This is a genomic window from Hymenobacter psoromatis (genome assembly GCF_020012125.1).
Lineage (GTDB): Bacteria > Bacteroidota > Bacteroidia > Cytophagales > Hymenobacteraceae > Hymenobacter > Hymenobacter psoromatis.
Genome location: NZ_JAIFAG010000001.1, coordinates 4000708 through 4024748 on the forward strand (window position 1 = coordinate 4000708; position 24041 = coordinate 4024748).

Sequence of the window (24041 nt, forward strand, 5' to 3'; positions counted from 1 at the left end):
CCTTTTGGCGGCGGGCTAACGCCTACCCTATCCTTCTACCCGGCAAGCTGGAGCTTACCATACTTTCCATGAAATCCTTTCTCACCGAGATAAAAGACCGTTTTGGCACCGGCAGCTACGAGGGCGACCAGTTTGGGGGCGCGCGTGGCAGCAACGGCAACGGGCTGCCCACGGGGCTACCCAACAACTTCATGTTTGCCACCGGTATTGAGTGCTCCTACCCCACCATCAACCACGGCCAGACCCGGCGCGACCTGCTACGCGAGTGCGACCATTATAATCGCTATAAAGAGGACTTGGGCTTGGTGAAAGAGATGGGACTGAAGGTGTTGCGTTACGGTCTGCCGTACTATAACATCCAGCTCAGCCCCGATAAGTACGACTGGGAATTCGCAGACCTGGCGATGGCCGAAATCCAGCGGCTGGGCATCACACCCATCCTGGATTTGATGCACTTCGGGGTGCCCGACTTCGTGGGCAACTTCCAGAACCCCGAGCTGCCGGTGCACTTTGCGGCCTACTGCGAGGAAGTGGCCAAGCGCTACCCCTGGGTGCGCTACTACACGCCGGTGAACGAGATTTACGTCACGGCCAAGTCGAGCGCCAAGGATGGCCTTTGGAACGAGCAGCTCAAAACCGACCGCGGCTTCGTGACGGCCCTCAAGCACACGGTGGCGGCCAGCATCATGGGTACTCAAAAAATTGCGAAGCACCGCCCCGACTGCATTATCGTGCAGAGCGAGTCGGCGGAGTTTATGCACGAGCTGCACGCCGAGCACACGCCCGCCGTGCAAATGGCCAATAAGCAGCGCTTTCTCTCCCTGGATTTGCTGTATGCCCACGCCCCTGACGGCGAAGTGATGAACTACTTGTATGACAATGGCTTGACCCGCGCCGAGTACGACTGGTTTATGGCCGGCGAGCCGCCCGGCTACCAGATAATGGGCAACGACTACTACGGCCGCAACGAGAAGATTATGCTGCCCAACGGCAGCATCCAGACCAGCATGGACGTGCTGGGTTGGTACAACATCACCCACGACTACTACCAGCGCTACAAAAAGCCGGTGATGCACACCGAAACCAACGTGTTTGAGGCCGACCTGGCCCCGATGTGGCTCTGGAAGCAGTGGGTGAATGTGCTGCGGATGCGCAAGGAAGGCGTGCCGGTGCTGGGCTTTACGTGGTATTCGCTTATCGACCAGGTAGACTGGGAAACCGGCCTGGCCGAGCAGAAAGGCACGTTGAACGCCTGCGGTCTCTACGACCTCGACCGCAAGCCCCGGCCCGTGGCCGATGCCTATAAGATGCTATTGCAGGAATACGGCCAGATTACCATTGTGCCCCACGGCGAATTGTTTGAAGTGACGGACCGGCCAGCTACCCTTAAAGTAGAGGTGTAGGGCGGCGCGGGGCGGCGGTAAAACGCTTGTCTAGCCGGGGCGGCTGGTGTAAATTGCGGACGCAACCTTGTACTTGCCCATTCCGTGCCCCGCGCCTTCATTTTATGAGAGTTATCGTTTCGCTGCTGCTGCTGGGCCTGCTGCTGACGGGCCGGCTGGCACTAGCCCAACGCATTACGCTGAGCGGACAGGTAGTAGAAGCTACTTCGGGCGAGCCCGTGCCGTTTGCTTCCATCTTTGTGCCGCACACCAGCACGGGCGTCACGGCTGACCTCGACGGGAAATTTAAACTGACTGTGGATGGCGCGCCCGACTCGCTGGCCGTTTCGGCGCTGGGCTTTCTTACGCTGCGCAAAAAGCTGACCGACGCGCCCCAGCAGGCCATCCTGTTTCGCCTCAAAAAAGGCGGAGGGGTAGCCCTGGCCGAAGTGGTTATCAGCTCGCGGCAGCCCGAAAACCCGGCGTTTCGCATCTTGCGCGAGGTGCAGAAGCACAAGCCCGAAAACGAGCGCAGCGCCCTCCACTCGGCCGATTTTAACTCTTACAACCGCATTGAGGTGAGCTTGACCGAGCTGCCCAAGGCGATGGCCAACCGCAAGGTGGTGCGGGACATTCGGGCGCTGGCCGTGCGCCAGGGTGCGGCCGCCGCCGCCGACCCCGATGCTCCCCTACCCCTCTTTGTATCGGAGGTGGGCTCGCGGGTGTACGTGAAGTATGGCCCGCCCCTGCGCCGCCGCGAAGACATTCAGCACAAGCAGATGCGCGGGGCCGGCCCCCGCGAGGGCTCGGTATTGAGCCAGATGCTGGGCTCGAATTTCCAGAATTTTGACTTTTACCCCAACTGGCAAAGTATCCTGGGGAAGGACTTTATCTCGCCCATCTCGGCCGGCGGGCGGCTCACCTACGACTACGAGCTGCAAGACTCGCTGCTGGTGGGCCAGGACCTGTGCTATAAGCTGCGCGTGACGCCGCGCCGCGCCCACGACCTGGCCTTCACGGGCACCATCTGGATTACGAAGCAGGGCTACGCCCTGCGCCGCCTCGACTTGGTGGCCAGCGACAAGGCCAACATCAACTTCGTGAGCGACCTGCGCATTTTCCAGGACCTGACTTCGCCGGGCAGCGGGCCGGGCCTACCCCTGCGCACCCGGCTGGCCCTCAGCGTGCGGCCTTATGACAAGCAGGCCGCCATGCGGGTGCGCTTTCATACAGTCAACTCCGATTTTGCGCGCAATCCCGAGCACGAGGGCGGCTTCTATGACCAGCCCATCGTCTCCACCATCATGGAGCCGGGCACCGACGCCGAAACTAGCGGCCTGCTGAGCGGCCTACTGCCGAAGGGCGCATCGGAGGGCTACTTCGATAAAAACCGGCCCGATACGCTGAGCCTAAGCGAGCGCCAGACCTTCGCCGTGCTCGACTCGGCCGCCGAGCTACCCTCGGTACGCAGTACTTTGGACTGGATTGACTTGTTTGTGAATGGCTACAAGCACGCGGGGCCGCTGGAGCTGGGGCCCATCATCTACACCTACGCCCACAACAACTACGAAGGCAACCGCTTCCGGCTGGGCTTCCGCACTACCCCCGCCATGAGCCGCAACGCGGTGCTGCAAAGCTACCTGGCTTATGGTACCGCCGACGGCCGCATGAAGTACGGGGGGCGCCTCAGCTACATTGCTGAGCGCCGGCACTGGACGGTGTTCAGCGGCGAGTTTAAGCACGATGTGGAGCAGGCTGCGCTGCTGGACAACGACTTCTTGCCCAGCGACAACAACCTCTTTATTGCGGCCTCGCGCTGGGGGCGCTTCCGCGAGGGCCAGCCCATTTTGCGCAACCTGAGCGTGCTCTCGGTGCAGCGCGACTTGTTTCACGGCTTCACCGAAACCGTGCTGCTGCGCGAGCAGAATATCAAGTATTTGAGTAATGACTTCCCCATCAAGCGCGACAACGAGGTAGTGAGCAGCCTGACGCTGAGCGAGGCCGTGTTTGAGTCGCGCTACGCGCCCGACGAAAACCAGGTGCAGGCCGAAAATCGCCGCCGCGCCATCGGCCTCAAGAAGTGGCCAGTGTTCACGTTTCGCTACACGCTGGGGGCGCGCGACTTCTTCACCAACAGCCGCAGCAGCTACCAGAAATTCAATATGTTGGTGAGCCACAGCGTGTCGCTAGGCCACCTGGGCCGCCTCAACTACCGCGTGGAGGGCGGCTACACGGCGAGCCGGCTGCCGGCACTGTTCCTGAAGATTCCGCTGGGCAACCAGACGCCCTTCTATAATATCAACTCCTTCAATATTCTGAATTACTTCGAGTTCGTGACCGACCACTCGGCGTCGCTCCGGCTCGACCATCACTTTGAGGGCATCATCCTGAACGCCATTCCGGGCGTGCGGGCCCTGAACTGGCGGCTGGTGGCTACCACCAACATCCTCTACGGCGGCCTGAGCAGCCGCAACCAGCGTTTGCCTTCCGACACGCGCGGGCCCCTACCCACCCTCGGTAGCACGCCCTACGTGGAGGTAGGCTACGGCTTAGAGAATATCCTGAAATTTATCCGGGTTGACTTCATTCACCGCCTCACTTACCGCGACGCCATGAGCACCCGCCCTGGCGAGCCCAACCCGCGCAACTTCGGCATCAAGGTAGGCGCGCAGTTTCGGTTGTAGGGTGCGGGGCTTGCCCCCGCCCGGCGTTGCACAATTCGGGCGCATTTCGTTCAACGCCGGGCGGGGGCAAGCCCCGCGCCCTACGGCAACTCCGAGAATTCTGCGGCCGGCCGGGCGGCTTCGCCGGGCCGCAGCACCTGCGCCTGGCCGTCTTGAATAATAATGGCCGCCTGCGCCAGCCCCAGAAACAGCCCGTGCTCCACAATACCGGGAATGGTTTTGAGGCGCACGGCGAGGCCTTCGGGGTCGGCGATGGTTTGGAAGTGACAGTCTACCAGCAGGTTTTTCTGGTCAGAATAATAGCTCGCCGTGGGGTCGTCCTTCCGCATCCGCGGTACGGGCGCGCCGCCGAGCTTTTCTACCGCATCCAGCACCCAGGGCAGGCTGAAGGGCACCACCTCCAGCGGCAGCGGAAAGCGGCCCAGCTGCGGTACCAGCTTGCTGGAATCGGCGATGACGAGCAGGTAGCGCGAGGCAGTTTCCAGGGTTTTTTCGCGCAGCAGCGCCCCGCCGCCGCCCTTGATGAGGCGCAGCTGCGGGTCCAGCTCATCGGCCCCATCAATGGCCAGGTCGAAGGTGAGGCCCCGGCGCGGCTCCAGCAGCGGAATGCCGACTTCCTTAGCCAGCGCCTCACTAGCCAGCGAGGTAGCCAAGCCCTGCACCTTTAGGCCGGCCCGTACTTTCTCACCCAACTGCCGGATGAAGTGGGCGGCCGTGGTACCAGTGCCCAGGCCCAGCACCATGCCGTCGCGCACCCAGCGCACGGCGGCGGCGGCGGCCTGGGCTTTTTCGTGGTCCTGCTGCTGGGGCGGGAGGGTAGGGGCGTTGGGCGAAGTCATGGGGGGTAGGGCTGGCGAAAACTATGGCAATGTTACGGCGCGGCTGCCGCTGGCCGGGCGCGGGGGCCGGGCGTAATTTTGCCCGATGCCCGCTCCTGCCCTACCCCCTGTCTCGTTAGTTGCCCCCGCGCCAGTGCCGCCCGCCGCGTCGGCCGCGCCCGAAGTGGGGCCGGCGGTGGGGGCTACCCCCTCGGCGGCGGCGTGGGGGCTGCTGCTAGTGCTTTCGCTCATCTGGGGCACCTCGTTTATTTTGATGAAGAAGGGCTTGGTGGTGTTTTCGGCGCTGGAGCTGGGCGCCACGCGGGTGAGCGTGGCGGCCTTGCTGCTGCTGCCCTTTGCGGTGCGCGAAATCGGGCGGGTAGACCGCAGCCGGCTCAAGTGGCTGGCGCTCAGCGGCACGGTGGGCACGCTCATTCCGGCTTTTCTGTTTGCTTACGCCGAAACGCGGCTGGCCTCGGGGCTGGCGGGCGTGCTCAACGCCCTCACGGCGGTATTTGCGCTGCTGATGGGCGCGCTCTTCTTCGGGCAGCGCCTCACGGGGCCACGGGTGCTGGGCATTGGGCTGGGCCTGGCGGGCACGATAGTGCTGATGCTGCTGGGCGGCAGCGCCGCCGCCGGCCCTACCCCCGGCGGTGTAAGCAGCGCCTGGTACGGCGGCTACATCGTGCTGGCCACCATCGGCTACGGCCTGAGCGTGAACGTGATAAAGTACCGCCTGCACGGCCTCACGCCGGTGGCCGTCACCTCGCTGCTACTACTTATTATCGGCGGGCCGGCGCTGGTGTATCTGCTGCTGGGCACTAGCTTCGCACATAAGCTGGCGACAGTGCCGGGTGCGTGGGCGGCCTTTGGCTACATCGCGCTGCTGGCCACTATGAGCACGGCGGTGGCTACGCTACTGTTTAATATGCTGTTGCAGCGCTCCACCACGCTCTTTGCCTCGTCGAGCACCTACCTCATTCCCATCGTAGCGCTGGCCTGGGGCGCGCTCGATGGCGAAGCCTTTAACCTGTGGCACGCGGCAGGCATGGCCATCATCCTGGCCGGGGTATTCACTATCCACCGGGCGCGGTAGCTTTTCAGTTAACATTTATCAATTAGCATTTAACAGTCGTTCCGTTTGCGCAAAACGCGCTGATTGAACGACTGTTAAATGCTAATTGATAAATGTTAACTGAATTAAAACTCCCGCCCTACCCCCAGCACGCCCCAGCGGTGCGGGCGGCCGCCCCCGAATTCCGGCCCCACGTACACGGCCGTGGCCGTGAAGCTGAGGCCGCCGTGCGCCAGTACCAGGCCGCCGGTGCTGTGCAGCACGGCGTGGCTTACCTCGCTGAAAGCCAGCACATACGGGCTATTACGATTAAACACTCCGCCTTGCAGCGTGGCATCGTAGCCCACCAGCCGGCCGCTGAGCGTAGCCTCGGCATAGCATTGCCAGCGGGGCCGGCGGGCGGCATCCGCATTGGCAAAAAAGGGCGTGAGATTTCCCACCCGGAGCCGGCCGCCTACCCCCGCGTAAGTGTAGAGCGTGCCCAGCGAAGCCTCGGCGCGGCCAATCAGCTCGGCGGCGCGGCCCAGGGCGAGCAGCCGCTTGTCGAGGCTGGCGCGGTAGCCCAGCACGACGTCGGAACTTATCTGGTTATTCCAGCCGTGGGGGGTAGGGTTGTGGGTCAGCTCGTGCAGCTTGGTCTGGATGAGCTTGCCGCCGGCCGCCGGCCCTAGGTAGCCGATTTCGACGGCCGTAGTCAGGCGCAGCCGTTTAGTCGCTTGGTTGCTAACGCGGTACAGTGAAGCGTAGAAATACGCCGCGTAGGGCCGGTCGCCCACCCGAATCTGCGCATCGGTGATGCTGAGCGGCGTGAAGCCATCGTAGCGCAGCAGGATGCCGTGAGTGCGCACGCCGCCGATGGGGCCGCGGGGCAGCAGGCGGTTGGCCGGCGAGCGGGCCAGCGCCGGGCTCGCCCAGTCGAAAGTCATGCCCTGGGTGAAATAGTAATCGGTGCCGAAGAAGAAATCGTTGGCGTAGGTGTAAGTCAAGCGCCGCACGGGGCTGGTGGGGCGCAGGCTATCGGCCGGGGCCAGCGGCAGGCAAGCAAACAGGAGCAGCAGCGGAGCCATCGGGGCAACCTACGGATTTTTAGCTGCTTCGGAACAGCCCGCCGGCTTAATAGCTGGCGGCATACGGCCACTTCTGGTAGCGCTGGGGCAGGCCGGCCTGCCGGGCCTGGCCGCCCACGTAAGCCAGAATCCGCGTTAGCTCGGCGGCATCGGCCACGGGGTAGTCGTGCCAGCTGCCCTGCCAGAACGGCGCGTCGGGAGCCAGGCGGGGCCGCACGAGGCGGCGGCAGGCGGCGGCGCTGCGGGCATGCAGCAAATCCAGGGCTTTGGCCAGGGCCAGGCCGCGGCCGGGGGGTAGGTGCAGCACCAGGTGCGCGTGGCCGGGCAAAATAGCGAAGCCGTGCACCACGAAGCCGGTTTCTTCCACCAGCATAAACTCACCAGCCAGCGCGGCGGCTATTTTCTCGTCCTCGAAGTGGCGCGCACCGGTGCCGGCCCGGTCCAGGGCGGCATCGAATTTAGCAAAAAAGACTTTTTGGGCGCGGCGGTAGTCGGCCCCGGCGGCCGGAGCCTGGCGCAGCTCGGCGGCCAGGGCGCGGGCCGTGGCGGGGGGTAGGGTACCGGGCAGGCGCAGGGTGAGCAGAATAGTTTCGCCAGGGAGCATGGGAGGGGTAGTGAATTAAAAGTTAAAATAAGAACGGTCATGCTCATCTGGCGTCCGCTTGTCGAAGCATCTCTACTGAGCGACGCCTGAACGGCGCGGTAGAGATGCTTCGACAAGCGGACGCCAGATGAGCATGACCGTTCTTATTTTAACTTTTAACTCTTAACTTTTAACTCTCAACTAGCTCCTACCCCCATGCCCGCCACCCAACCCCGGATAATCGTTCGAGGCAGCGAACGCGCCGCCCTGCCCCAGGCTCACATTGCGCACGCCCTACCCCCCGATGAGCAACTGGAGGTGACGCTGCGCCTGCGGCCCAAAACGCCATTGGCCGAGCCGCCCAACCCCTCGGCCCTGGCCGATGTGCCGCCCGCCCAGCGCACCTACCTGACCCGCGAGGAGCTGGAAGCGCAAATGGGCACCGACCCGGCCGACATGCAGCGGGTAGTGGACTTCGCACGGGCCCATCACCTGGCCGTGGTGCACGCCGATGCCGGCCGGTGCAGTATGTTGCTGGCGGGCTCGGCCGCCCACTTCAGCCAGGCGTTTGGTACCGAACTGCACCAGTACAGCTACCCAAAGGGCACCTATCGGGGCCGCACCGGGCCCCTGACGGTACCCACTGCGCTGGGCGACATCGTGCAGGGCGTATTTGGGCTCGATAATCGGCCGCAGGCCGAGGCGCACTTCCAGGTGCGGCCCGGACCGGGACCGGGCGCACTGGTGGCGCGCGCGGCCAGCCAGGCGTTTACGCCGCCGCAACTGGCGCAGCTCTACAATTTTCCGGCCGGCCTCGATGGCACGGGCCAGACCATTGCGATTATTGAGCTGGGCGGCGGCTTCAAACCCGCCGATTTGAAAGCGTATTTTACCGGCCTGAAGCTGCCCGTGCCGGCCGTGCGGGTGGTGAGCGTGAACGGCGGCCGCAACCAGCCCACCAACGCCAACAGCGCCGACGGCGAGGTGCTGCTCGACATCGAGGTAGCCGCCGCCGTGGCCCCGAAGGCGCACATTGTGGTGTATTTCGCCCCTAATACCTCGCAGGGCTTTCTGAATGCGATTACGACCGCCATTCACGACAAAACTAACAAGCCGACCATTCTTTCCATCAGCTGGGGCGGCCCCGAATCTACCTGGACCACCCAGGCGCTGGACCAGTTCGACCAGGCGTTTCAGGCCGCCGCGCTGCTGGGCATCACGGTGTGCGTGGCGGCCGGCGACAACGGCTCGGCCGATGGCGTGACCGATGGCCAGCCCCACGCCGACTTCCCGGCCAGCAGCCCCTACGCCCTGGCCTGCGGCGGCACCAAGCTGGCGGCCACCGGCGCGGCCATCACCAGCGAGATAGTTTGGAACGAAGGCCCCAACAGCGCCACCGGCGGCGGCTTCAGCGCCTACTTCCCGGTGCCCGCCTACCAGCAGCAGCTCCACTTCCCTACCCCCCCGGCCGGCGCCAAGCCCGGTCGCGGCCTGCCCGACGTGGCCGCCGACGCCGACCCCGCCACCGGCTACGAGGTGCGCGTGGACGGCCAGAACCTGGTCATCGGCGGCACCAGCGCCGTGGCCCCGCTCTGGGCCGGCCTGCTGGCCCTGCTCAACCAAAAGCTGCCAAAGCCGGTGGGCTTCCTGAATCCGCTGCTCTACGGCTCGCTGGCGGGCCAAGGCGCGACGCGCGACATCACCAGCGGCAACAACGGGGCTTTCACGGCCGGGCCGGGCTGGGATGCCTGCACGGGGTGGGGTAGCCCGGTGGGCAGTAAGCTGCTGGCGGCGCTGGGGGGCAAACCAGTAGCGTAACTGTATAAAATAAATACCCCAGCTTGGACCGCTGGGGTATTTATTTTACACTATCGCTGATTTTTGTCATACTAAGGCGGGCATCTCGCTATAAACTTCCCCATTGAGTAAACGTCCGGCGGCCTTTTTATTTGGTCCACCCCACTGTTTAAAGAAAAAGGCAACGCCTGCGCGTTGGCACTGTTGACGAATATCTTCTACCCATTCTTCCATCATAGGCCGAGGCTTACGACCTGATTCTCCTCCCACTATCACCCAATGAATACCTTCAAGGTTGAGGTCTGGCAATGGCCCAAGGAGCGGCTCTAATGACAGAAATTTTATTTGGGCTCCACTGCGGCGCAAATAATCGATGCGGTGCTGAACGCGCGTATCTTCTACCGAAACACCCATCCAGATATTAGCTGTCCAATTTAACTCAGGTGAGTATTGCGCTAGTAGTTCGGCGCGCTTCGTGAGGACTTGAAATTGATGTTGTGGGCACTGATTCATCGTGTGAAACACTCGTTGGATGAAAGCTAACGGCACATCGACGTGGAAGAGGTCACTCATGGAATTGACAAATACCGTTCGAGGTTTATGCCAACTAAAAGGTCGCGCCAACTCTTCTTCATGAGTCCGAATGACTTTAAAGCCTTCCTCATACTTGGTTACGCCCATCGCCTGTAACCGCTTAGTCATGACTTCGGCATAACAGAATTTGCAACCGGCTGAGAGCTTATCACACCCCGTGGTAGGGTTCCACGTCATTTCGGTCCACTCGATGCTAGACTGTGCCATAATTAGGTTTTAATTGTGTCCGCAATTCTTAAGCCCGACTCTTTATTTGTATACAGAACAAAGTGATACATCGGCAGCCCAATTGAATTTTTGAGTATTCTGGGTTTGGAAGCATATTTGAAAATTCCAGCTTGTAGTATCCGGTCAGTATACAGGGCAGCTATTCGTTCGGTAACGTCAGGAATTTTATTTACCGTCTCCTCTGGACCAAATAAGGTGGGAGTGGTTTTTCGCTGGTAGAAATGATTCATTATTTCTACCTCTTCCATTCCGAGAAAATCCTTTAGCCTGTCCATTAAAGCTGGCTCGATTACTCCATCTCTTCGCAGTAGCCTGCCCACACCTATTGCGGTGGGAACCAAAATCCATGTATCAACTGGAAGTTCTCGTAAACTTAGCAAAGAATTCCAGCTTAGCTGCATCCCGTAGGGGTCTAAAAACGCAAGCGAACGGACTTTTTTGTTTTCATCCCTTCGCATGTAAGCTGCTAAATCGATTAGCTTCACGTTGCAGTCACCATGCACTACTCCAGCCTGAGGCTTATTTGGGTACTTCACTTTAATAAGCTCACGTAGCCTGTCCGCGTTGTTTTTATTTTTTTCTACGAAGTAATAAGTATCAAACGCTCTGGGCTCTGTGATGTCTAATATTCGTTTGGCCACTCCCTCAATAAGTTCATAGGGGTCGCCATCGTCCGTGGGGTCAATGACCCCTGACCCAGCAAATCCATCAAAATAGAGTAGCTTAAAATACGGTCTGTCTTTCATAACAGTCAAATAAGCTCTTGCGTATTTTATGAATACCTCTATTTTTTCTTCTGTCCATTTTCCGCCGAACCCGTTCATAATTGATTTTGTGCTTCGAGGAGCAATTAGAGTGTAGAAATTATTATTAACTACAAAATAAAGCTCCAGCCGCTGGTTCGGCTGGAGCTTTATTTTGTATCAGCTACTTGCCCCTACACCTGGGGGATAGGGGCCGCCACAACGGCCGCCTGCCCGTGGCCGGCCTGCACCAGGCGGCGGGCCTGGCGGTAGCCGGCTACCAGCTCCGGGTAGTCGTCTTCCAGGGTGTCGAGGCGGGTGTCGAGGGTGTCGCGCAGCTGGGACACCAGCTTTTTGCCGGTGGTGCGCAGGGCGCTGCCTTGCAGCACCTGGCCGCGGGGGGTGCCCACCAGGGTGCGGTAGGCAGCGGTGGCGGCATCGAGGGCGGCGAGGTGGGCGGGCGTGACTCGCACTTCGGCCAGGGCGGCGGCGTGGGGCGGGGCGGCGGCGCGCACGGCGTCGAGGGCCTGCACCAGGGCTTCGTCGCGCAGGCGCTTGAGGCCCGACTCGGAGAAGCCCGCGATGGGCAGCAGGTCGGGGCTGGGGGCGTCGAGCTGCACGGCGCGCAGGCCCTTCACCACGCGCATGGCAGCGGCCACGGCGGCAGCTTCGGCCTGGTCCTTGGCATCGGTGTAGCCCTGGCTGCTGAGGCCGGCGCGCTGGGCGGCCACTTCGTCAAAGTCGGCCAGTAGCTCCGTCAGGCGCTGGAAGGCGGGCAGCAGGCGCGGGGCGGCGGCTTCCCAGGTGGGGCGGGTGGTGCTGAGGTGACGCTCGGCCTGGCGGGCCATCGTGCGGTAGTTGATTTCTTCGTCCGTCATATCCTGGAATAATGTGTTAAAAATGAAGTTGACGGGCTAAAACTACGCCCGGCCGGGCTAGTGCGGTAACCTGACGGGCGTTTGCGGCAACCCGACGAGCGTTTGCGCGTCGTTGAATAGCATTTTACCCGAGCCGAGTAGGATTTGCGGCGACCCGAGCGGGAGTTGCAAAGGGCCAAATAGGATTTGCGGGGAGCCGAGTAGAATTTGCGGGGGATGACGGACGATTAAGGGAGAGTAATGCCGTCCGCGACTTACCCCGCCACCTCTACCCCCCGGTTCAGCCGCGAGTGCTTATACCCATACGTGAAGTAAATCGCCAGCCCAATCAGCAGCCAAATCAGGAACATCGTCCAGTTGTTGATGCCGAGCTGCGTCATCAGATACAGGTTGGTGAGCAGGCCCAGCACCGGCAGCAGCGAGAGCTTCTTTTGGAACGTGACGACCATGATGGCCAGCGAGGCGAGGATGAAGACGAGGTAGGGAATCTGGTGGCGGAAGATGCCGTAGTAGCCCGCGTGGGTGCGGCGGGCGGTGGTGCCGTCCACGTCTTCTACCATCTTCGTAATGGTGCCGTGGTCGTAGCGCCAGAGCAGGGAGCCGGCCACGACGAGTAGCAGCGGTATCAGCCAGCGCCCACTGATGTAGGGCACCGTGAAGCGGGCATTGGACTTGCCGTAGGGGTCGATAATGAGGATGCCGCCGCACACCAGCGCGAACGCGAACAGCGTGCCGATACTCGTCAAATCCACCACTAAATCCATGTTCAGAAACAGCGCCGGCACGCCCACGAAGATACCCGTGACGATGGTGCTGAACGAAGGCGTGTGGAACCGCGGGTGGATGCGGGCAAACACGGGGGGTAGGAGGCCATCGCGGCTCATGGTGAGCCAGATGCGCGGCTGGCCCAATTGGAACACCAGCAGCACCGAGGCCATCGCAAACACCGCGCTTACCGCCACCAGGCCCGAGAACCGGGGCAGGCCCACCTTGGCAAAAACGAAGGAGAGCGGGTCGCCTACCCCCAGCTCTTTATACGACACCATGCCGGTGAGCACCAGCGTGATAATGACGTAGAGCACCGTGCAGATGATGAGCGCCCACATCATGGCCTTGGGCAGGTCGCGCTGCGGGTTTTTACACTCCTCGGCCGTGGTGGAGATGGCATCGAAGCCGATGTAGGCGAAGAAAACGGCCGACACGCCCTTGAGCACCCCGCCGATGCCGTTGGGCGCGAAAGGATGCCAGTTTTCGGGCTTCACGTAGAACACGCCCACCACGATAACCACCGCCACCACAACCAATTTCAACAACACCAATAAGTTGGAGGCATTTTTACTTTCCTTGATGCCCACGTACACGAGCGCCGTGATAGCGACCGTGATGCCGAAGGCCGGCAAATCCACGGCTAGGCGCAGGCCGTTGAACAGCTCCGGAGCGTTGGTCCAGGCGTAGTAGCCATCGAGCTGCGCGGGCGTGGCGGCGGCCAGTGGCTTACCGGCTTCCATGAGCGCCAGCACGGCCTCGTAGCTGGCGTGGGCGCTTTGAGTACCCATCGTGAGCCAGCGCGGGATGTGCCAGCCCACACTGTCGAGCAGGCCGGTGAAGTAGTCACTCCACGAAATGGCCACCACGATATTGCCCACGGCATACTCCATGATGAGCGCCCAGCCGATAATCCAGGCCGCCAGCTCGCCAAACGAGGTGTAGGCGTAAGTATAAGCTGAGCCGCTGACCGGAATAGTAGCTGCGAACTGCGCGTAGCAAAGCGCCGAAAATGCGCAGGCCACGGCCGTGAACACGAACAGCAGCGACACCGCCGGCCCGCCATTCAGGCTGGCCTGGCCGATGGTGCTAAAAATGCCAGCCCCGATGATGGCCGCGATGCCCAGCCCGGTGAGGTCGCGCACGGTGAGGTGGCGGGCCAGGCCGCCGCCGGAGCCACCGTGGCCTTCGGCGTCGGCGGGTGGGTTGGCCAGGATGGCCGCGATGGATTTGCGGCGAAAGAGCGAGGAATTGGATGGGGGCATTCGGCCGGGAAGAAGATGGGGCACGCAAACTAGTAAACGGCCAAGATACGGCCAGCCGGGGGCCAATGGGCGCGGGGCGGTAGTGGAAAAGAATTCAGTGCTTATATTTGGCGCTATGCCGCCGCTCGCTCGCTCCGTCCGCATCCCGCGCCCCTGCGCTGAAAGCTGGGCCGCCATGACGCCTACCCCCGCCGGCCGTCACTGCGCTGCCTGCCAGAAGGTGGTCGTGGATTTCACTCAGAAAACCGATGCCGAAATCCTGGCTTACCTGGCCGGCGCGGCGGGGCCAGCGTGCGGGCGCTTCCGGGCCGGGCAGCTGGCGCGGCCCTTGTGGCCGGCCGCGCCAGGCGGGGCGGCTCCGCGCTGGCGCACTTGGCTGGCGGCGCTGGTCACGGCGGGCGGCGCGCTCGGCGCGGGCCGAGTGGCCGCCCAGACTACGGGCGGCTACTTCAGTGCCGGCCCTATCCCCGCGGCCCAGCCGGCTACGCCCCTACCCCCAGCTTCAGCTCCAGTGGGCGCGCCCAGCTCTGGCGCGGGGGTAGTGACCAACGCGGCCGCGGCCGAGGTGCACGGTGTCGTAACCGATGCCGCTACAGGCGACCCATTACCAGGTGCGACGATAGTATTACAAGGTACCGAGCTTCACGTTTTCACTAATGCAAAGGGAGAATTCACTTTTTTGCCTCCCGCTGGCATGGCCGCACCAGCATTGAGCGTTGCTTACGTGGGCTATATTACCGTCCGGCTGCCTGCTGGCGGCGCACCGATGGCCATAATGCTGCAAACCGATATAATGGGTTTGAGTGAGGTCGTGGTGGCTGGCGGCTACCAAGTTGCTCGGCCCTGGCCCTGGCACCCACGTCGGCTTTATTACTGGACTAAGTACCAGCTGGGGCGGCCGTTTCGGCACTGAGCTAAGCCGGTGGGCTCAAACGCCCTTTCGCCCTTTCCTACCCCCTGCTTTACTTCATGTCATCGCTCGTTGTCCACATCCCGCGTCCTTGCGCTGAAAGCTGGGCCGCTATGACGCCTACCCCCACCGGCCGTCACTGCGCCGCCTGCCAGAAGGTGGTCGTGGATTTCACTCAGAAAACCGATGCTGAAATCCTGGCTTTCCTGACTGAGGCAAAGGGCGAAACCTGCGGCCACCTCCGCGACGACCAGCTAAACCGGCCGCTTTTGCCCGCCCTGAGTGCCCAGCCGGCCGCGTCCTGGCGGTCCTGGCTCGCGCTGGGTCTGGCCGCGTGGGGGTTGCGGGCCAGCCCGGCCGCGGCTGCTGGCACCCCGGCTTCAGGCCCGCACACGGTGGCCCACCCGCGCAAAAAAGCTGGTCCCAGGCAGCGGCTTTCATCCGCGCCCAAGCTGCTGCGCGGCACCGTGCGCGCCTCGGATACGCACGAGCCGCTGGCCGGGGTAGCGGTGTTTCTAAAGGGCGAAAACCGCTCGGCCACCACCAACACCGCGGGCAACTTCAGCTTGGCGCTGCCCACCCAGCGGCCGCGTACCCGGCGCGCGCTGGTGCTGCACTGCGCGGGCTACCAGTCTGCCACCGTGCCTGTGGCTGCTACCCCTGCTGCGGCCATGCAGCTTGAGCTACGAGCCGACACGGCCGCCGCGGGGGCTACTATAGTTGGCTATGGCACTCAGGTGCGGCAGGATGTTACGGGTGGAGCCCTCATGACCCTCGTGGTCGTTGCACCTGCGCCCAAGCCGTTTCCCTGGCATCCGGGCCCGTTTTGGCGCTGGCTTACGCAGCCGTTCCGGCATAATTAATCCAGTGGCTTTCTTAATTTTTGGTCTATGACTCAGCCCGCCGCCTGCATTCCCGAGCCCTGCCCCGCCAGCTGGGCCGCCATGACGCCTACCCCCGCTGGCCGCCACTGCGCCCAGTGCCAGACGGAAGTAGTGGACTTCACGCAGAAATCGCCGGCTGAAATTCTGGCGTATTTGCAAAAGGCAAACGGCCGGGCCATCTGCGGCCGCTTACGAACGACGCAGCTTGCCCCCGCCTCACCCCCGGCCACTACCCGCACCCGCTGGCAGGGCTGGCTGAGCGCCTTGCTAACCGTTAGTAGCCTGAGTGCCTTGCTGCTTCCGAAAGCGGCGGCGCGGGTGCCGATGGCGTCAAACAGCACCAATTATATCTACTCAAGCCCAGCAAGCCTACCAGAAAACCCACCCTTGCAGGAAGCGCCCGAATCAAGTGAGGCACTCCAGAAACGCATTGTAACCGATTCTATTCTGGTGCATGGGGTAGTGCTGGACGCGCAGACGCACCAGCCGCTACCAGGCGTAACGGTGCTGCTGCAGGGTACCCGGAGGTACGCGGCCACTGATGCCGCCGGGGAGTTTAAGCTAACGGTGACTTCGCGGGGCCGGCACCTAACGCTTGTGGCTTCCTGGGTTGGGTATCAAGCTATGGCTAAAACTATTTTGGTCAAGGAAAGCAATCAAAAAATTATGTTCTTACTCGAAACTGACACGCACACGCTTGGCCGAATAATCGTCCCGGCCAAGCCCTATGGCAGCTTCTTCTCGAAACTGCGGGCTCTGCGCTGGTTTGGCTAGCAACGGCGTTACTCGCCAAACTTTTTGCCTCCCAAAACCCTTGTGCCAGGGTATGATGCGACTACCCCTGGCCCTGCTGCTGACGCTGCTTTTTTCGGCCTGCTCCACCTTTAAGCCGGTTCCGACTACCCGCTTCAACCCCGCCGCCACCCGCGCCGAATTGCCCCGCGACGAGGCCGTGCACCCCAAAAACTCGCTGGAGTGGTGGTACCTCACCGGCCACCTGCGCGACCAAGCGACGGGCGAGGAATTTGGTATTGAGTACGTTTTCTTTCACTTCAACCTGAAAGATGGCAAGAGCGACTACCAGATGGTGAACATGGCCATTACGGACCCCAAAGGCCAGAAATTCAACTACGACTACAAGCTCGGCAAGCTGCCGCGCCTGCTCACCGATTCGCTACCCGTGCGCCTGCGCGAGCGCAAGGACGGCCAGGTGTGGAAGTTTGGCGGGCAGGAGGGCACCTACCAGTTGCAAGCCGCTTTCACCGGCAAAAACAACGCCGGCTATGCCCTTAGCCTGCGCACCACGCCCACCAAGCCGGTGCTGCTGCACGGCGGCACGGGCTACGAAAACTACGGCCAGGGCATTTCAGCGGGCTACTACTCCTACCCCCGTCTGGCTACCACGGGCACCCTCACGGTGGCCGGCAAAACTCACCAGGTGACGGGCGAGCTGTGGTACGACCGCCAGTGGAACTGCACCAGCATCGTGAGCAAGGGCGTAGGCTGGGACTGGCTCAGCATTCAGCTCAACGAGCCCCGCGCCGAGCTGATGCTCAACACGCTACGCAATTCCGAAACCGGCCAGCAGCTTAATAACGGCTCTTACTTTTCGGCCGATAATCAGAACACGCACCTCAGCGGCACCGACTTCCAGCTCACGCCCCTCACGTACTGGACTAGCCCCAAATCCAAGAAAAAATACCCCGCCAAGTGGCGCGTGCAGGTGCCCGCCCAGGGCTACGACCTCACCGTGGAGCCTTTGGTGCCGCAGCAGGAGCTGGCCCTGCGCTTCTTCCACGCCTTCACCATGTACTATTGGGAAGGCATGTGCAAGGTAACCGGCACGCACAACGGCCAGCCAGTGACGGGCAACGCCTACGTGGAAATTACGAACCGGTAATTACCGTGCCAACGCTCCCGCTAACAGCGCCACCCCGATTATCGCCACGCCCGGCACTTTTTCCCAGAGCAGCAGCAGAAACGTGGCCCCGACCAGCAGCGGATTGAGGGGTAGGGGCCAGTGGGCCAGCGCGCCGGGCAGGGGTAGGAGGCGGTTGGGCAGCGGGTGGTAGAGCAGCAGCGCGGCGGCGCAGACCAGACCGGCGCTCACGGCGTTCACGCCTTCGAGCGAGGCTTTCACCACGCGGTATTGCCGCAGGCCATCCCAGAAGCGGATGACGAAAAATATTAGTAGCACGCCGGGCAGGAAGATGCCCACCGCGCCCACCAGCGCACCCAGCAGCTGTGGCCCTACCCCCCCCGCCGGCCGCATCGCCAGCGCCCCGATGTAGGAAGCGAACGAAAAATTAGGCCCCGGCAACGCCTGCACCAAGCCCAGGCCGGAGAGAAACTCCGGCCCCGTGAGGTAGTGCTTGTACTCCACGAACTCGGCGAAGAGCAGCGGGGCCAGCACCTGCCCGCCCCCGAAAACCAGCGAGCCGTTGCGGTAGAAATTCTCGAACAAGCGCACCGGCAGCAGGCGCGTGTAGTGCCCCAGCAGCGCCGCCAGCAGGAACACGCCCAGCCACAGCGCGCCATTAACCCACTCCACCCGGATGGGTTTTTTATCCTGCACGATGGCGTGCTTGCGGTAGCGCAGCGTGGTCACGGCCCCGCCGGCCAGCAGCAGCAGCGGCAGCACGCCCGGCAATTGGAAGAAATAGGCCACCATCGCGGCGGCCACCAGCAGGGCCACCGCCGTTTTGGTATGAATGACTTTCTCGGCGATGCGATACGCCGAAAACGCCACGAAACCCACTGCCACCGGCTGCACAAACTGCACCAGCCGCCCCGTAAACGCCGTGTCGAAGTGCGTGAGCAGCAGCCCCGCCAGCGTCATGAGTGTGACCGAGGGCAGGCACCACACCAGCAGCGTGAGGTAGGCCAGGTTCGGCCCGCCCAGCCGGAAACCGATGGCCGTCATGGTTTGAGTGGAGGTAGGGCCGGGTAGCAAAGCGCACAGGGCCTGCAACTCCAGCAGCTCTTCGGCCGTGAGGTACTGGCGCTTGCGCACCAGCAGCCGCAGCATCATGGCCAGGTGCGCCTGCGGCCCGCCGAAGGCCGTGCAGGCCAGCCCCGCCACGTCTTTGAGAAACACGAAGTTGCGCGTCCGGCGCATCCGGCGGCCCGCCCGGCGCAGCGGGGCCAGCAGGGCCGGAAAGTCGGGGTAGGACGAGTACTTGTCGGGCACGGATGGGGAAGTAGGAAGCAGTGCCGAAGATAGAACGCCCGGCAGGTTTTGGCGGCGGCCGGCAGCGGGCAGTACCCGCGCGCTGCTTACTGACCTTGTGAGCCGGGGTTTGGTTTTTCGTGGTGAGTGGTAGGCTGCCTTCAGCGCTCCCTTACCAAAAATCCAACCCCTGCTACCGAGGGCGCTACGTTTTGGGCGGTATTATTGCACGCACTCCCTGGCCGCTGAAAAGTAGCGGCAAGTATTGGGGCTCCGCCGCATTATGCAACCTACGTCTACTCCCGGCTCGCCCCTGCTTGGCCTCCTGCGTTTCCTGCTGCTACTGCTACCCGCCGGCCTTATCTATGCGCTGGTGAGCTGGGGGCTGAATGCTACCAGCTCGACTTATTTGCAGCCCGATGCGCTATTTTACCAAAGCCAGGGGCAGACGGTGGTAGCCTCGGTGATGACGCGGTTTCAGGCGTATTCGACCGGCTCGAAGGGCACGTATGGCTCCGACCGGGTGTATGCGGCGGCGTTTGCGCTGGCTACCGGGCAGCAACTCTGGCAAGTGCGCCTCGATGCGCCCGATGAACGCGGCCATGATATGGGTGGCGCGGCGCTGCTGGGGCAGTCGGCCCGATACCTGTTTTTTTACCGCAACCAGCTGTACGTTCTTGACAAGCAGACGGGTAAGGTAGTGGCCCAAAATGCCGATTTCCCGGCCATTGCCGCCCACTTGTCAAAGGCGATAGTGATGGACTACACCGATGCCGGCCCTTATCGCTACAACGACACCTTGCAGGCCGTGCTGGCCACGGGCACCGATGGCCTATACTATGCCATCGACGGGCAAACGCTGCAAGCCCACGCCTACACCCCGGCCCCGGCGCAACGGCTGACTGGAGCGGGCATAGCTGGCCGCCGCGAGTTCAATAATGAGTACGACGAGCAAATTACCGAGGTCTCCGACGATGGCCGGCAGTGCCTGGCGCTGCTCGACGACCAGGATGCCGTGCTGCTAGCGCACCAGGGCTCCGGCGTGGCCGAGCGCTCGGGCGGCGAATCGAAGCGCCGCCACCTGTACCGGGCCTCGTCCGATAACCGGGGCAACGGCTGGGCGGCGCTCAGCCCCAGCGTATTTCTGTTTGGCGGCTTCCTCACCGACCCCGCGCGGCCCTTGCAGCAACCCGCCGATTCTATTTCCAAGCTCCGCGCCTACCAGTCGCTGCTCGACCGCTACGCCAGCCCCTACGCCCCGCTACGGCTGCCCGGCGGCGGCTTTCTCGTGATGCACCGGGCCACTATCGAAAGCCAGGCCCCCATTCAGCTCACCGCTATGTCGGGGGCGGGCCAGGTGCGGTGGCACGTTGAGACGGACTACGCCAATTTTGCGCTGCTCCACGCCGACCCGGCCGCTACCCGTCTCTACCTGCTGGGCAGCCGGCCCGGTCGCTTTTCGGACCGGCTGGAACAAGTCCTGAGCATCAACCTGCAAACCGGACAAACCAGCCAGTACAAGGTGAAAGAAGGGTTTTCGCTGTGGTAGGGAACCGCATTGAACCCAAAAAAGACGGCCTTGCGGACCGTCTTTTTAGGTGGAGAACGTGCGGTCGTCGCGCCGCCCTACTTTTTCTTCAAGCCCAGCTCAATCAGCCGTTCGTTCAGAAATTCGCCGGCCGTGATGTCCACTTCTTTCTTCGGGTTGTCGGCCGTCACGAGGTGGGGTAGGGCGGCCAGGCTCATCTCGGAGCGCGGGTGCATGAAGAACGGAATGCTATACCGGGAGGTGTTCATTTTGGCGCGGGGCGGGTTCACTACGCGGTGAATGGTGCTGCGGAGCACGCCGTTGGTGAGGCGCTGGAGCATGTCGCCCACGTTCACCACAATCTGGTCGGGTAGGGCCGTGATAGCAATCCACTCACCGTCGCGCCGCTTCACTTGCAGGCCGTCGGCGCTGGCCCCCATCAGCAGGGTAATGAGGTTAATATCGCCGTGTTCGGCGGCGCGCACGGCATCGGCGGGCACCGCATCGGGGTCTTCGATGGGGAAATAATGGATGGGCCGCAGGATAGAATTGCCATTTTTCACCTTGTCGTCAAAGTAATTTTCGGGCAGCTCCAAATACAGCGCGATAGCGCGCAGCACATCCTGGCCGGCGGCTTCCAGGGTGCGGTAGGCGCGCATGGTACTTTCCTCGAAGCGGGGCACCTCGGCGGGCCAGATGTTGGCGGGGTAGTCGTGGCGCACCGGGTCGGTTTCGTCCAGCACTTCCTGGCCCACGTGGTAAAATTCCTTCAGGTCGCCGGTATTGCGGCCCTTGGCGTGCTCCTTCCCCTTACTGATGTAGCCGCGCTGGCCGGCCAGGGCGGGGTTTTCGTAGGTTTGCTTGGCGGCGTCGGGCAGTTGAAAAAACTGCTGCACGTCGGCATACAGCTCCTTGGTTTGCGTTTCGTTCAGGCCGTGGTTTTTGAGGGCAATGAAGCCGATGCTCTGGTAAGCAGCACCCAGTTCCTGCACGAACTTGGCTTTGCGAGTAGGGTCGCCCGAGCGGAAATCGGCCAGGTCGAGCGAGGGAATGTGGTCCGGCAGGTTATCAGCCATACGAAGTAGGGGTTGGTTACTTGCTGATTATGGAGGATTAACCACTGGTAGCGGGCCGGGCCGGCGGCTAGTGGCGCAAGGCCCCAGCGCCGGCCTGGCCAGCCAGCAGCAACCAGTAGTTACCTACCGCGAAGTTAGTACAAAACCCTAAGGTGGGCAGTTCGCGTAAAGCGCTGGATTACTCACCGCATTCTGTCTCTTTCACATGTCCCAATTCACCGCCCCGCTTACTGGCTCGCTCGCCCTGGCTGCCCTGGCCCTGCTGGCTGGTTGCAGCACCTCGCAGCAAGCCGAAAACACCACCGCCCCCGCCGACCGCAGCGCCGCGCTCGGGGCCCAGTCCAGCTCCACGGCCGCCGCCGGCCCGGTGCAGTCGAAGGGTGGCATCACGCTCACCCCCTACGGCGACTCGCCCAAGTTCCCGACCGCCCAATTGCAGCTCAACAGCCCCGTGGGTGGCTCCACAATACCCGGCCCAGTGCAGTTCTCATATAGCCTCAGCAATTTTCAGCTGACCAAAATGACTGGCAGCGAGCACGCCGAGCAAATGGCCAACTCGATGAAGGGCCAGCACATCCACCTCATCGTGGACGACCAGCCCTACACGGCGCACTACGATACCAAGTTTGCCGAGCCCATCGCTGATGGCCAGCACGTTATCCTGTCGTTCCTGTCGCGCTCCTACCACGAAAGCCTTAAGCAACGCAGCGCCTACGACCTGCGCACCATCACGGTGGGCAAGCCCATGGCTTCGGCTACCGACAGCGTGGCTATGAAGTTCGATACCAAGGCCCCTACCCTCTTTTACAGCCGCCCCAAGGACACATACTCGGGTAAGGATGCGAAGAAAATTATGCTGGACTTCTATCTTGTAAATACCACCCTGGCCCCCGACGGCAACAAGGTGCGCGCCACCATCAACGGCAACGAGTTTATGCTCGACAACTGGTTGCCCTACATGATGGAAGGCCTACCCGCCGGCCAAGCCACCATCAAGCTAGAGCTGGTGGATAGTAGCGGCAGCCTCATTCCCGGCCCGTTCAACACGGTCACGCGCACGATTACGGTCGCGCCGTAAGTAGGGGGTAGGCCAGCTACCAGAACGTCATGCTTCGACAAGCTCAGCATGACGTTCTGGTAGCTGGTCTGTTCAACTGCTGCTCAATCAACGCCTGCACCTCTGGCTTCTCAAAGTCCACCTCATTGGTGATGAGCGGCATTACCCGCGTCATGATGGCTTCCTGGCGCTGGCCGGCGGCCCAGGCGTCGGCGTAAGAGGTGTCGGGCGAGAACGTGACGCGGGAGTAAAGCGGCACCCACTGGCCGGGATACTGGGCGGCGATTTTGCTCTCGATGCGCTTTTGGAGCAGGAAGCGCGGGTCGGCCACGCGGTCGCGCATTTCCACGAAATTGTGTAGCGCGAGGTCGGCCATCGCGTCGGTGTTAGGCTTGCGCTGGTGCTCAAACTCATTCAGCACCCGGTCCCAGTTGGCTTCGCCGTGCTGTTCCAATAGCTGATTGAGCACGGTGCAGTCCTCGAAGCCCGCGTTCATGCCCTGGCCATAGAAGGGGAGGATGGCGTGCGCCGCGTCGCCGAGCAGCAGCACCGAGTCGTGGTAGGCCCACGGAAAGCAGCGAATGGTAACCAGCGAACCCGTGGGATGGTCAAAGAACTCATCCGTGAGCTGTGGCATCAGCGGCACCGCGTCGGGGAAAGTGACCTGAAAAAAGGCCGTTACGTCAGCGGGCGTTTGTAGCGCCGCGAACGACTTATCACCCTCGTAAGGAAAGAACAGGGTAGCGTTGAACGAGCCGTCGAGGTTAGGCAGCGCAATCATAAGAAAGTTGCCTCGCGGCCAGATGTGCAGTGCGTTTTTCTCAATCTGCCAGCTGCCCCCTACCCCCGCCGCCAGGGTCAACTCCTTATAGCCGTATTCCAGATATTGCTGCGAATAGTCGGTGCGGTCGAGGCGCTGCAAGGCCCCGCGCACCGCCGAAAACGCCCCATCGGCCCCGAATAGCCGCTCATAGGCCACTTCGTACTCGCGGTGGCTGGCTACGTCTTGCAAGTGCAGGCGGCGGCCGGGCATATCAAGCTGCGTCAGCTTCTGGCCGAAAGTTACCTGCACCCGCGGCTCCTGCGCTATCAGGTTGAGCAGGGCCACGTTCAGGCTGCCGCGGTTGATGGAGTAGATAGCTTGGTTTTCCTGGCCGTAGGGCTGAAAAGTGAGCGCGCCGGCCCCGTCGTGCATCACGCGTCGATACATGGGGATGCCCACCTGCCGGATGTCGTCGGCCACGCCTACCCCCGCCAGTCCGCGCCACCCCCGGTCCGAAAGGGCCAGGTTGATGGAGCGGCCGCCCGCTAAGCCCTGCTGGCGCGGGTCGGGCAAGCGCTCGAACACCTGCACCGGGTGGCCGCGCCGCGCCAGGTACAGCGTCAGCAGCGAGCCTACTAGGCCCGCGCCCATCACCACCAGCGGCTCGTTTTGGTTCGCAGGCTCCAGCGGCCCTGAATCAGTAATTATCATTGCGTTCGGTTGCTAGCTATTGACCTTTTTTTGATACATCCTGAAGAGCAGTCCCTACCCCCCC

20 protein-coding genes are annotated in these 24041 nt (G+C 62.4%); 10 read left to right on the plus strand and 10 right to left on the minus strand.

Going from position 1 to position 24041, the window contains the following annotated elements; translation table 11 throughout:
* Window positions 1-68: 68 nt before the first annotated feature.
* Together LC531_RS17225 and LC531_RS17230 are read left to right on the plus strand one after the other, a co-directional pair.
* Entirely contained in the window at window positions 69-1403 is a 1335-nt protein-coding gene (locus LC531_RS17225; protein ID WP_223652463.1) for a family 1 glycosylhydrolase, read from the plus strand.
* A gap of 104 nt (window positions 1404-1507) precedes the next feature.
* Complete coding sequence (locus LC531_RS17230) at window positions 1508-4066, plus strand: DUF5686 and carboxypeptidase-like regulatory domain-containing protein (protein WP_223652465.1); 2559 nt, start codon at window positions 1508-1510, stop codon at window positions 4064-4066.
* A gap of 80 nt (window positions 4067-4146) precedes the next feature.
* On the opposite strand, the gene rpiA is transcribed toward LC531_RS17230, so the two are convergent.
* The gene (gene rpiA / locus LC531_RS17235) at window positions 4147-4905 is read right to left on the minus strand and encodes a ribose-5-phosphate isomerase RpiA (protein WP_223652467.1); all 759 of its coding nucleotides are present in this window, start codon (window positions 4903-4905) and stop codon (window positions 4147-4149) included.
* 85 nt (window positions 4906-4990) lie between these two features.
* Between rpiA and LC531_RS17240 the strand changes: the two genes are divergently transcribed.
* Window positions 4991-5980 (plus strand): DMT family transporter, encoded by a 990-nt coding sequence (locus LC531_RS17240; protein ID WP_223652469.1) that lies wholly within the window; start codon window positions 4991-4993, stop codon window positions 5978-5980.
* 104 nt (window positions 5981-6084) lie between these two features.
* Here LC531_RS17240 and LC531_RS17245 read toward each other — a convergent pair whose 3' ends face one another.
* Both LC531_RS17245 and LC531_RS17250 read right to left on the minus strand, forming a co-directional pair.
* Window positions 6085-7026, minus strand: coding sequence for a lipid A deacylase LpxR family protein (locus LC531_RS17245; protein ID WP_223652473.1), 942 nt, complete (start codon window positions 7024-7026; stop codon window positions 6085-6087).
* A 46-nt stretch (window positions 7027-7072) separates the two neighbouring features.
* The gene (locus LC531_RS17250; protein WP_223652474.1) at window positions 7073-7630 is read right to left on the minus strand and encodes a hypothetical protein; all 558 of its coding nucleotides are present in this window, start codon (window positions 7628-7630) and stop codon (window positions 7073-7075) included.
* A gap of 195 nt (window positions 7631-7825) precedes the next feature.
* Between LC531_RS17250 and LC531_RS17255 the strand changes: the two genes are divergently transcribed.
* Window positions 7826-9427: a S53 family peptidase gene (locus LC531_RS17255; protein WP_223652475.1), complete on the plus strand. Its 1602-nt coding sequence runs from the start codon at window positions 7826-7828 to the stop codon at window positions 9425-9427.
* Between the two features lie 66 nt (window positions 9428-9493).
* On the opposite strand, the gene LC531_RS17260 is transcribed toward LC531_RS17255, so the two are convergent.
* The 4 genes from LC531_RS17260 to LC531_RS17275 all read right to left on the minus strand — a co-directional run bounded on the left by LC531_RS17260 (window position 9494) and on the right by LC531_RS17275 (window position 13879).
* On the minus strand, window positions 9494-10207 hold the full coding sequence (locus LC531_RS17260) for a DUF5131 family protein (protein WP_223652477.1): 714 nt from the start codon (window positions 10205-10207) through the stop codon (window positions 9494-9496).
* A 2-nt stretch (window positions 10208-10209) separates the two neighbouring features.
* Window positions 10210-11052 carry a three-Cys-motif partner protein TcmP gene (gene tcmP / locus LC531_RS17265; RefSeq protein ID WP_223652479.1) on the minus strand — a complete coding sequence of 281 codons (843 nt, stop codon included), beginning with the start codon at window positions 11050-11052 and terminating at the stop codon, window positions 10210-10212.
* Between the two features lie 113 nt (window positions 11053-11165).
* Window positions 11166-11849: a hypothetical protein gene (locus LC531_RS17270; RefSeq protein WP_223652482.1), complete on the minus strand. Its 684-nt coding sequence runs from the start codon at window positions 11847-11849 to the stop codon at window positions 11166-11168.
* Window positions 11850-12103: 254 nt separating this feature from the next.
* Window positions 12104-13879: an amino acid permease gene (locus LC531_RS17275; RefSeq protein WP_223652484.1), complete on the minus strand. Its 1776-nt coding sequence runs from the start codon at window positions 13877-13879 to the stop codon at window positions 12104-12106.
* 115 nt (window positions 13880-13994) lie between these two features.
* On the opposite strand from LC531_RS17275, the gene LC531_RS17280 reads away from it, so the two are divergent.
* The 4 genes from LC531_RS17280 to LC531_RS17295 are packed head-to-tail and all read left to right on the plus strand — an operon-like array spanning window position 13995 to window position 17573.
* Window positions 13995-14792, plus strand: coding sequence for a carboxypeptidase-like regulatory domain-containing protein (locus tag LC531_RS17280; RefSeq protein WP_223652486.1), 798 nt, complete (start codon window positions 13995-13997; stop codon window positions 14790-14792).
* A 56-nt stretch (window positions 14793-14848) separates the two neighbouring features.
* Window positions 14849-15652: a carboxypeptidase-like regulatory domain-containing protein gene (locus tag LC531_RS17285; RefSeq protein ID WP_223652488.1), complete on the plus strand. Its 804-nt coding sequence runs from the start codon at window positions 14849-14851 to the stop codon at window positions 15650-15652.
* 27 nt (window positions 15653-15679) lie between these two features.
* A complete protein-coding gene (locus tag LC531_RS17290) occupies window positions 15680-16447 on the plus strand; it encodes a carboxypeptidase-like regulatory domain-containing protein (RefSeq protein ID WP_223652489.1) in 768 nt (255 codons plus the stop codon).
* A 52-nt stretch (window positions 16448-16499) separates the two neighbouring features.
* Window positions 16500-17573, plus strand: a complete 1074-nt coding sequence (locus LC531_RS17295) for a lipocalin family protein (protein ID WP_223652491.1) — start codon at window positions 16500-16502, stop codon at window positions 17571-17573.
* Here the strand turns inward: LC531_RS17295 and chrA are convergent, their stop codons facing one another.
* Window positions 17574-18863 (minus strand): chromate efflux transporter, encoded by a 1290-nt coding sequence (gene chrA, locus LC531_RS17300; protein WP_332874868.1) that lies wholly within the window; start codon window positions 18861-18863, stop codon window positions 17574-17576.
* A 262-nt stretch (window positions 18864-19125) separates the two neighbouring features.
* Here chrA and LC531_RS17305 point away from each other — a divergent pair, with 262 nt between their 5' ends.
* Entirely contained in the window at window positions 19126-20391 is a 1266-nt protein-coding gene (locus LC531_RS17305) for a PA2928 family protein (protein ID WP_223652494.1), read from the plus strand.
* A 77-nt stretch (window positions 20392-20468) separates the two neighbouring features.
* Here the strand turns inward: LC531_RS17305 and LC531_RS17310 are convergent, their stop codons facing one another.
* On the minus strand, window positions 20469-21446 hold the full coding sequence (locus tag LC531_RS17310; RefSeq protein WP_223652495.1) for an isopenicillin N synthase family dioxygenase: 978 nt from the start codon (window positions 21444-21446) through the stop codon (window positions 20469-20471).
* 205 nt (window positions 21447-21651) lie between these two features.
* Here LC531_RS17310 and LC531_RS17315 point away from each other — a divergent pair, with 205 nt between their 5' ends.
* On the plus strand, window positions 21652-22524 hold the full coding sequence (locus tag LC531_RS17315) for a hypothetical protein (protein WP_223652497.1): 873 nt from the start codon (window positions 21652-21654) through the stop codon (window positions 22522-22524).
* A 43-nt stretch (window positions 22525-22567) separates the two neighbouring features.
* On the opposite strand, the gene LC531_RS17320 is transcribed toward LC531_RS17315, so the two are convergent.
* Window positions 22568-23977, minus strand: coding sequence for an FAD-dependent oxidoreductase (locus LC531_RS17320; RefSeq protein WP_223652499.1), 1410 nt, complete (start codon window positions 23975-23977; stop codon window positions 22568-22570).
* Window positions 23978-24041 lie beyond the last annotated feature (64 nt).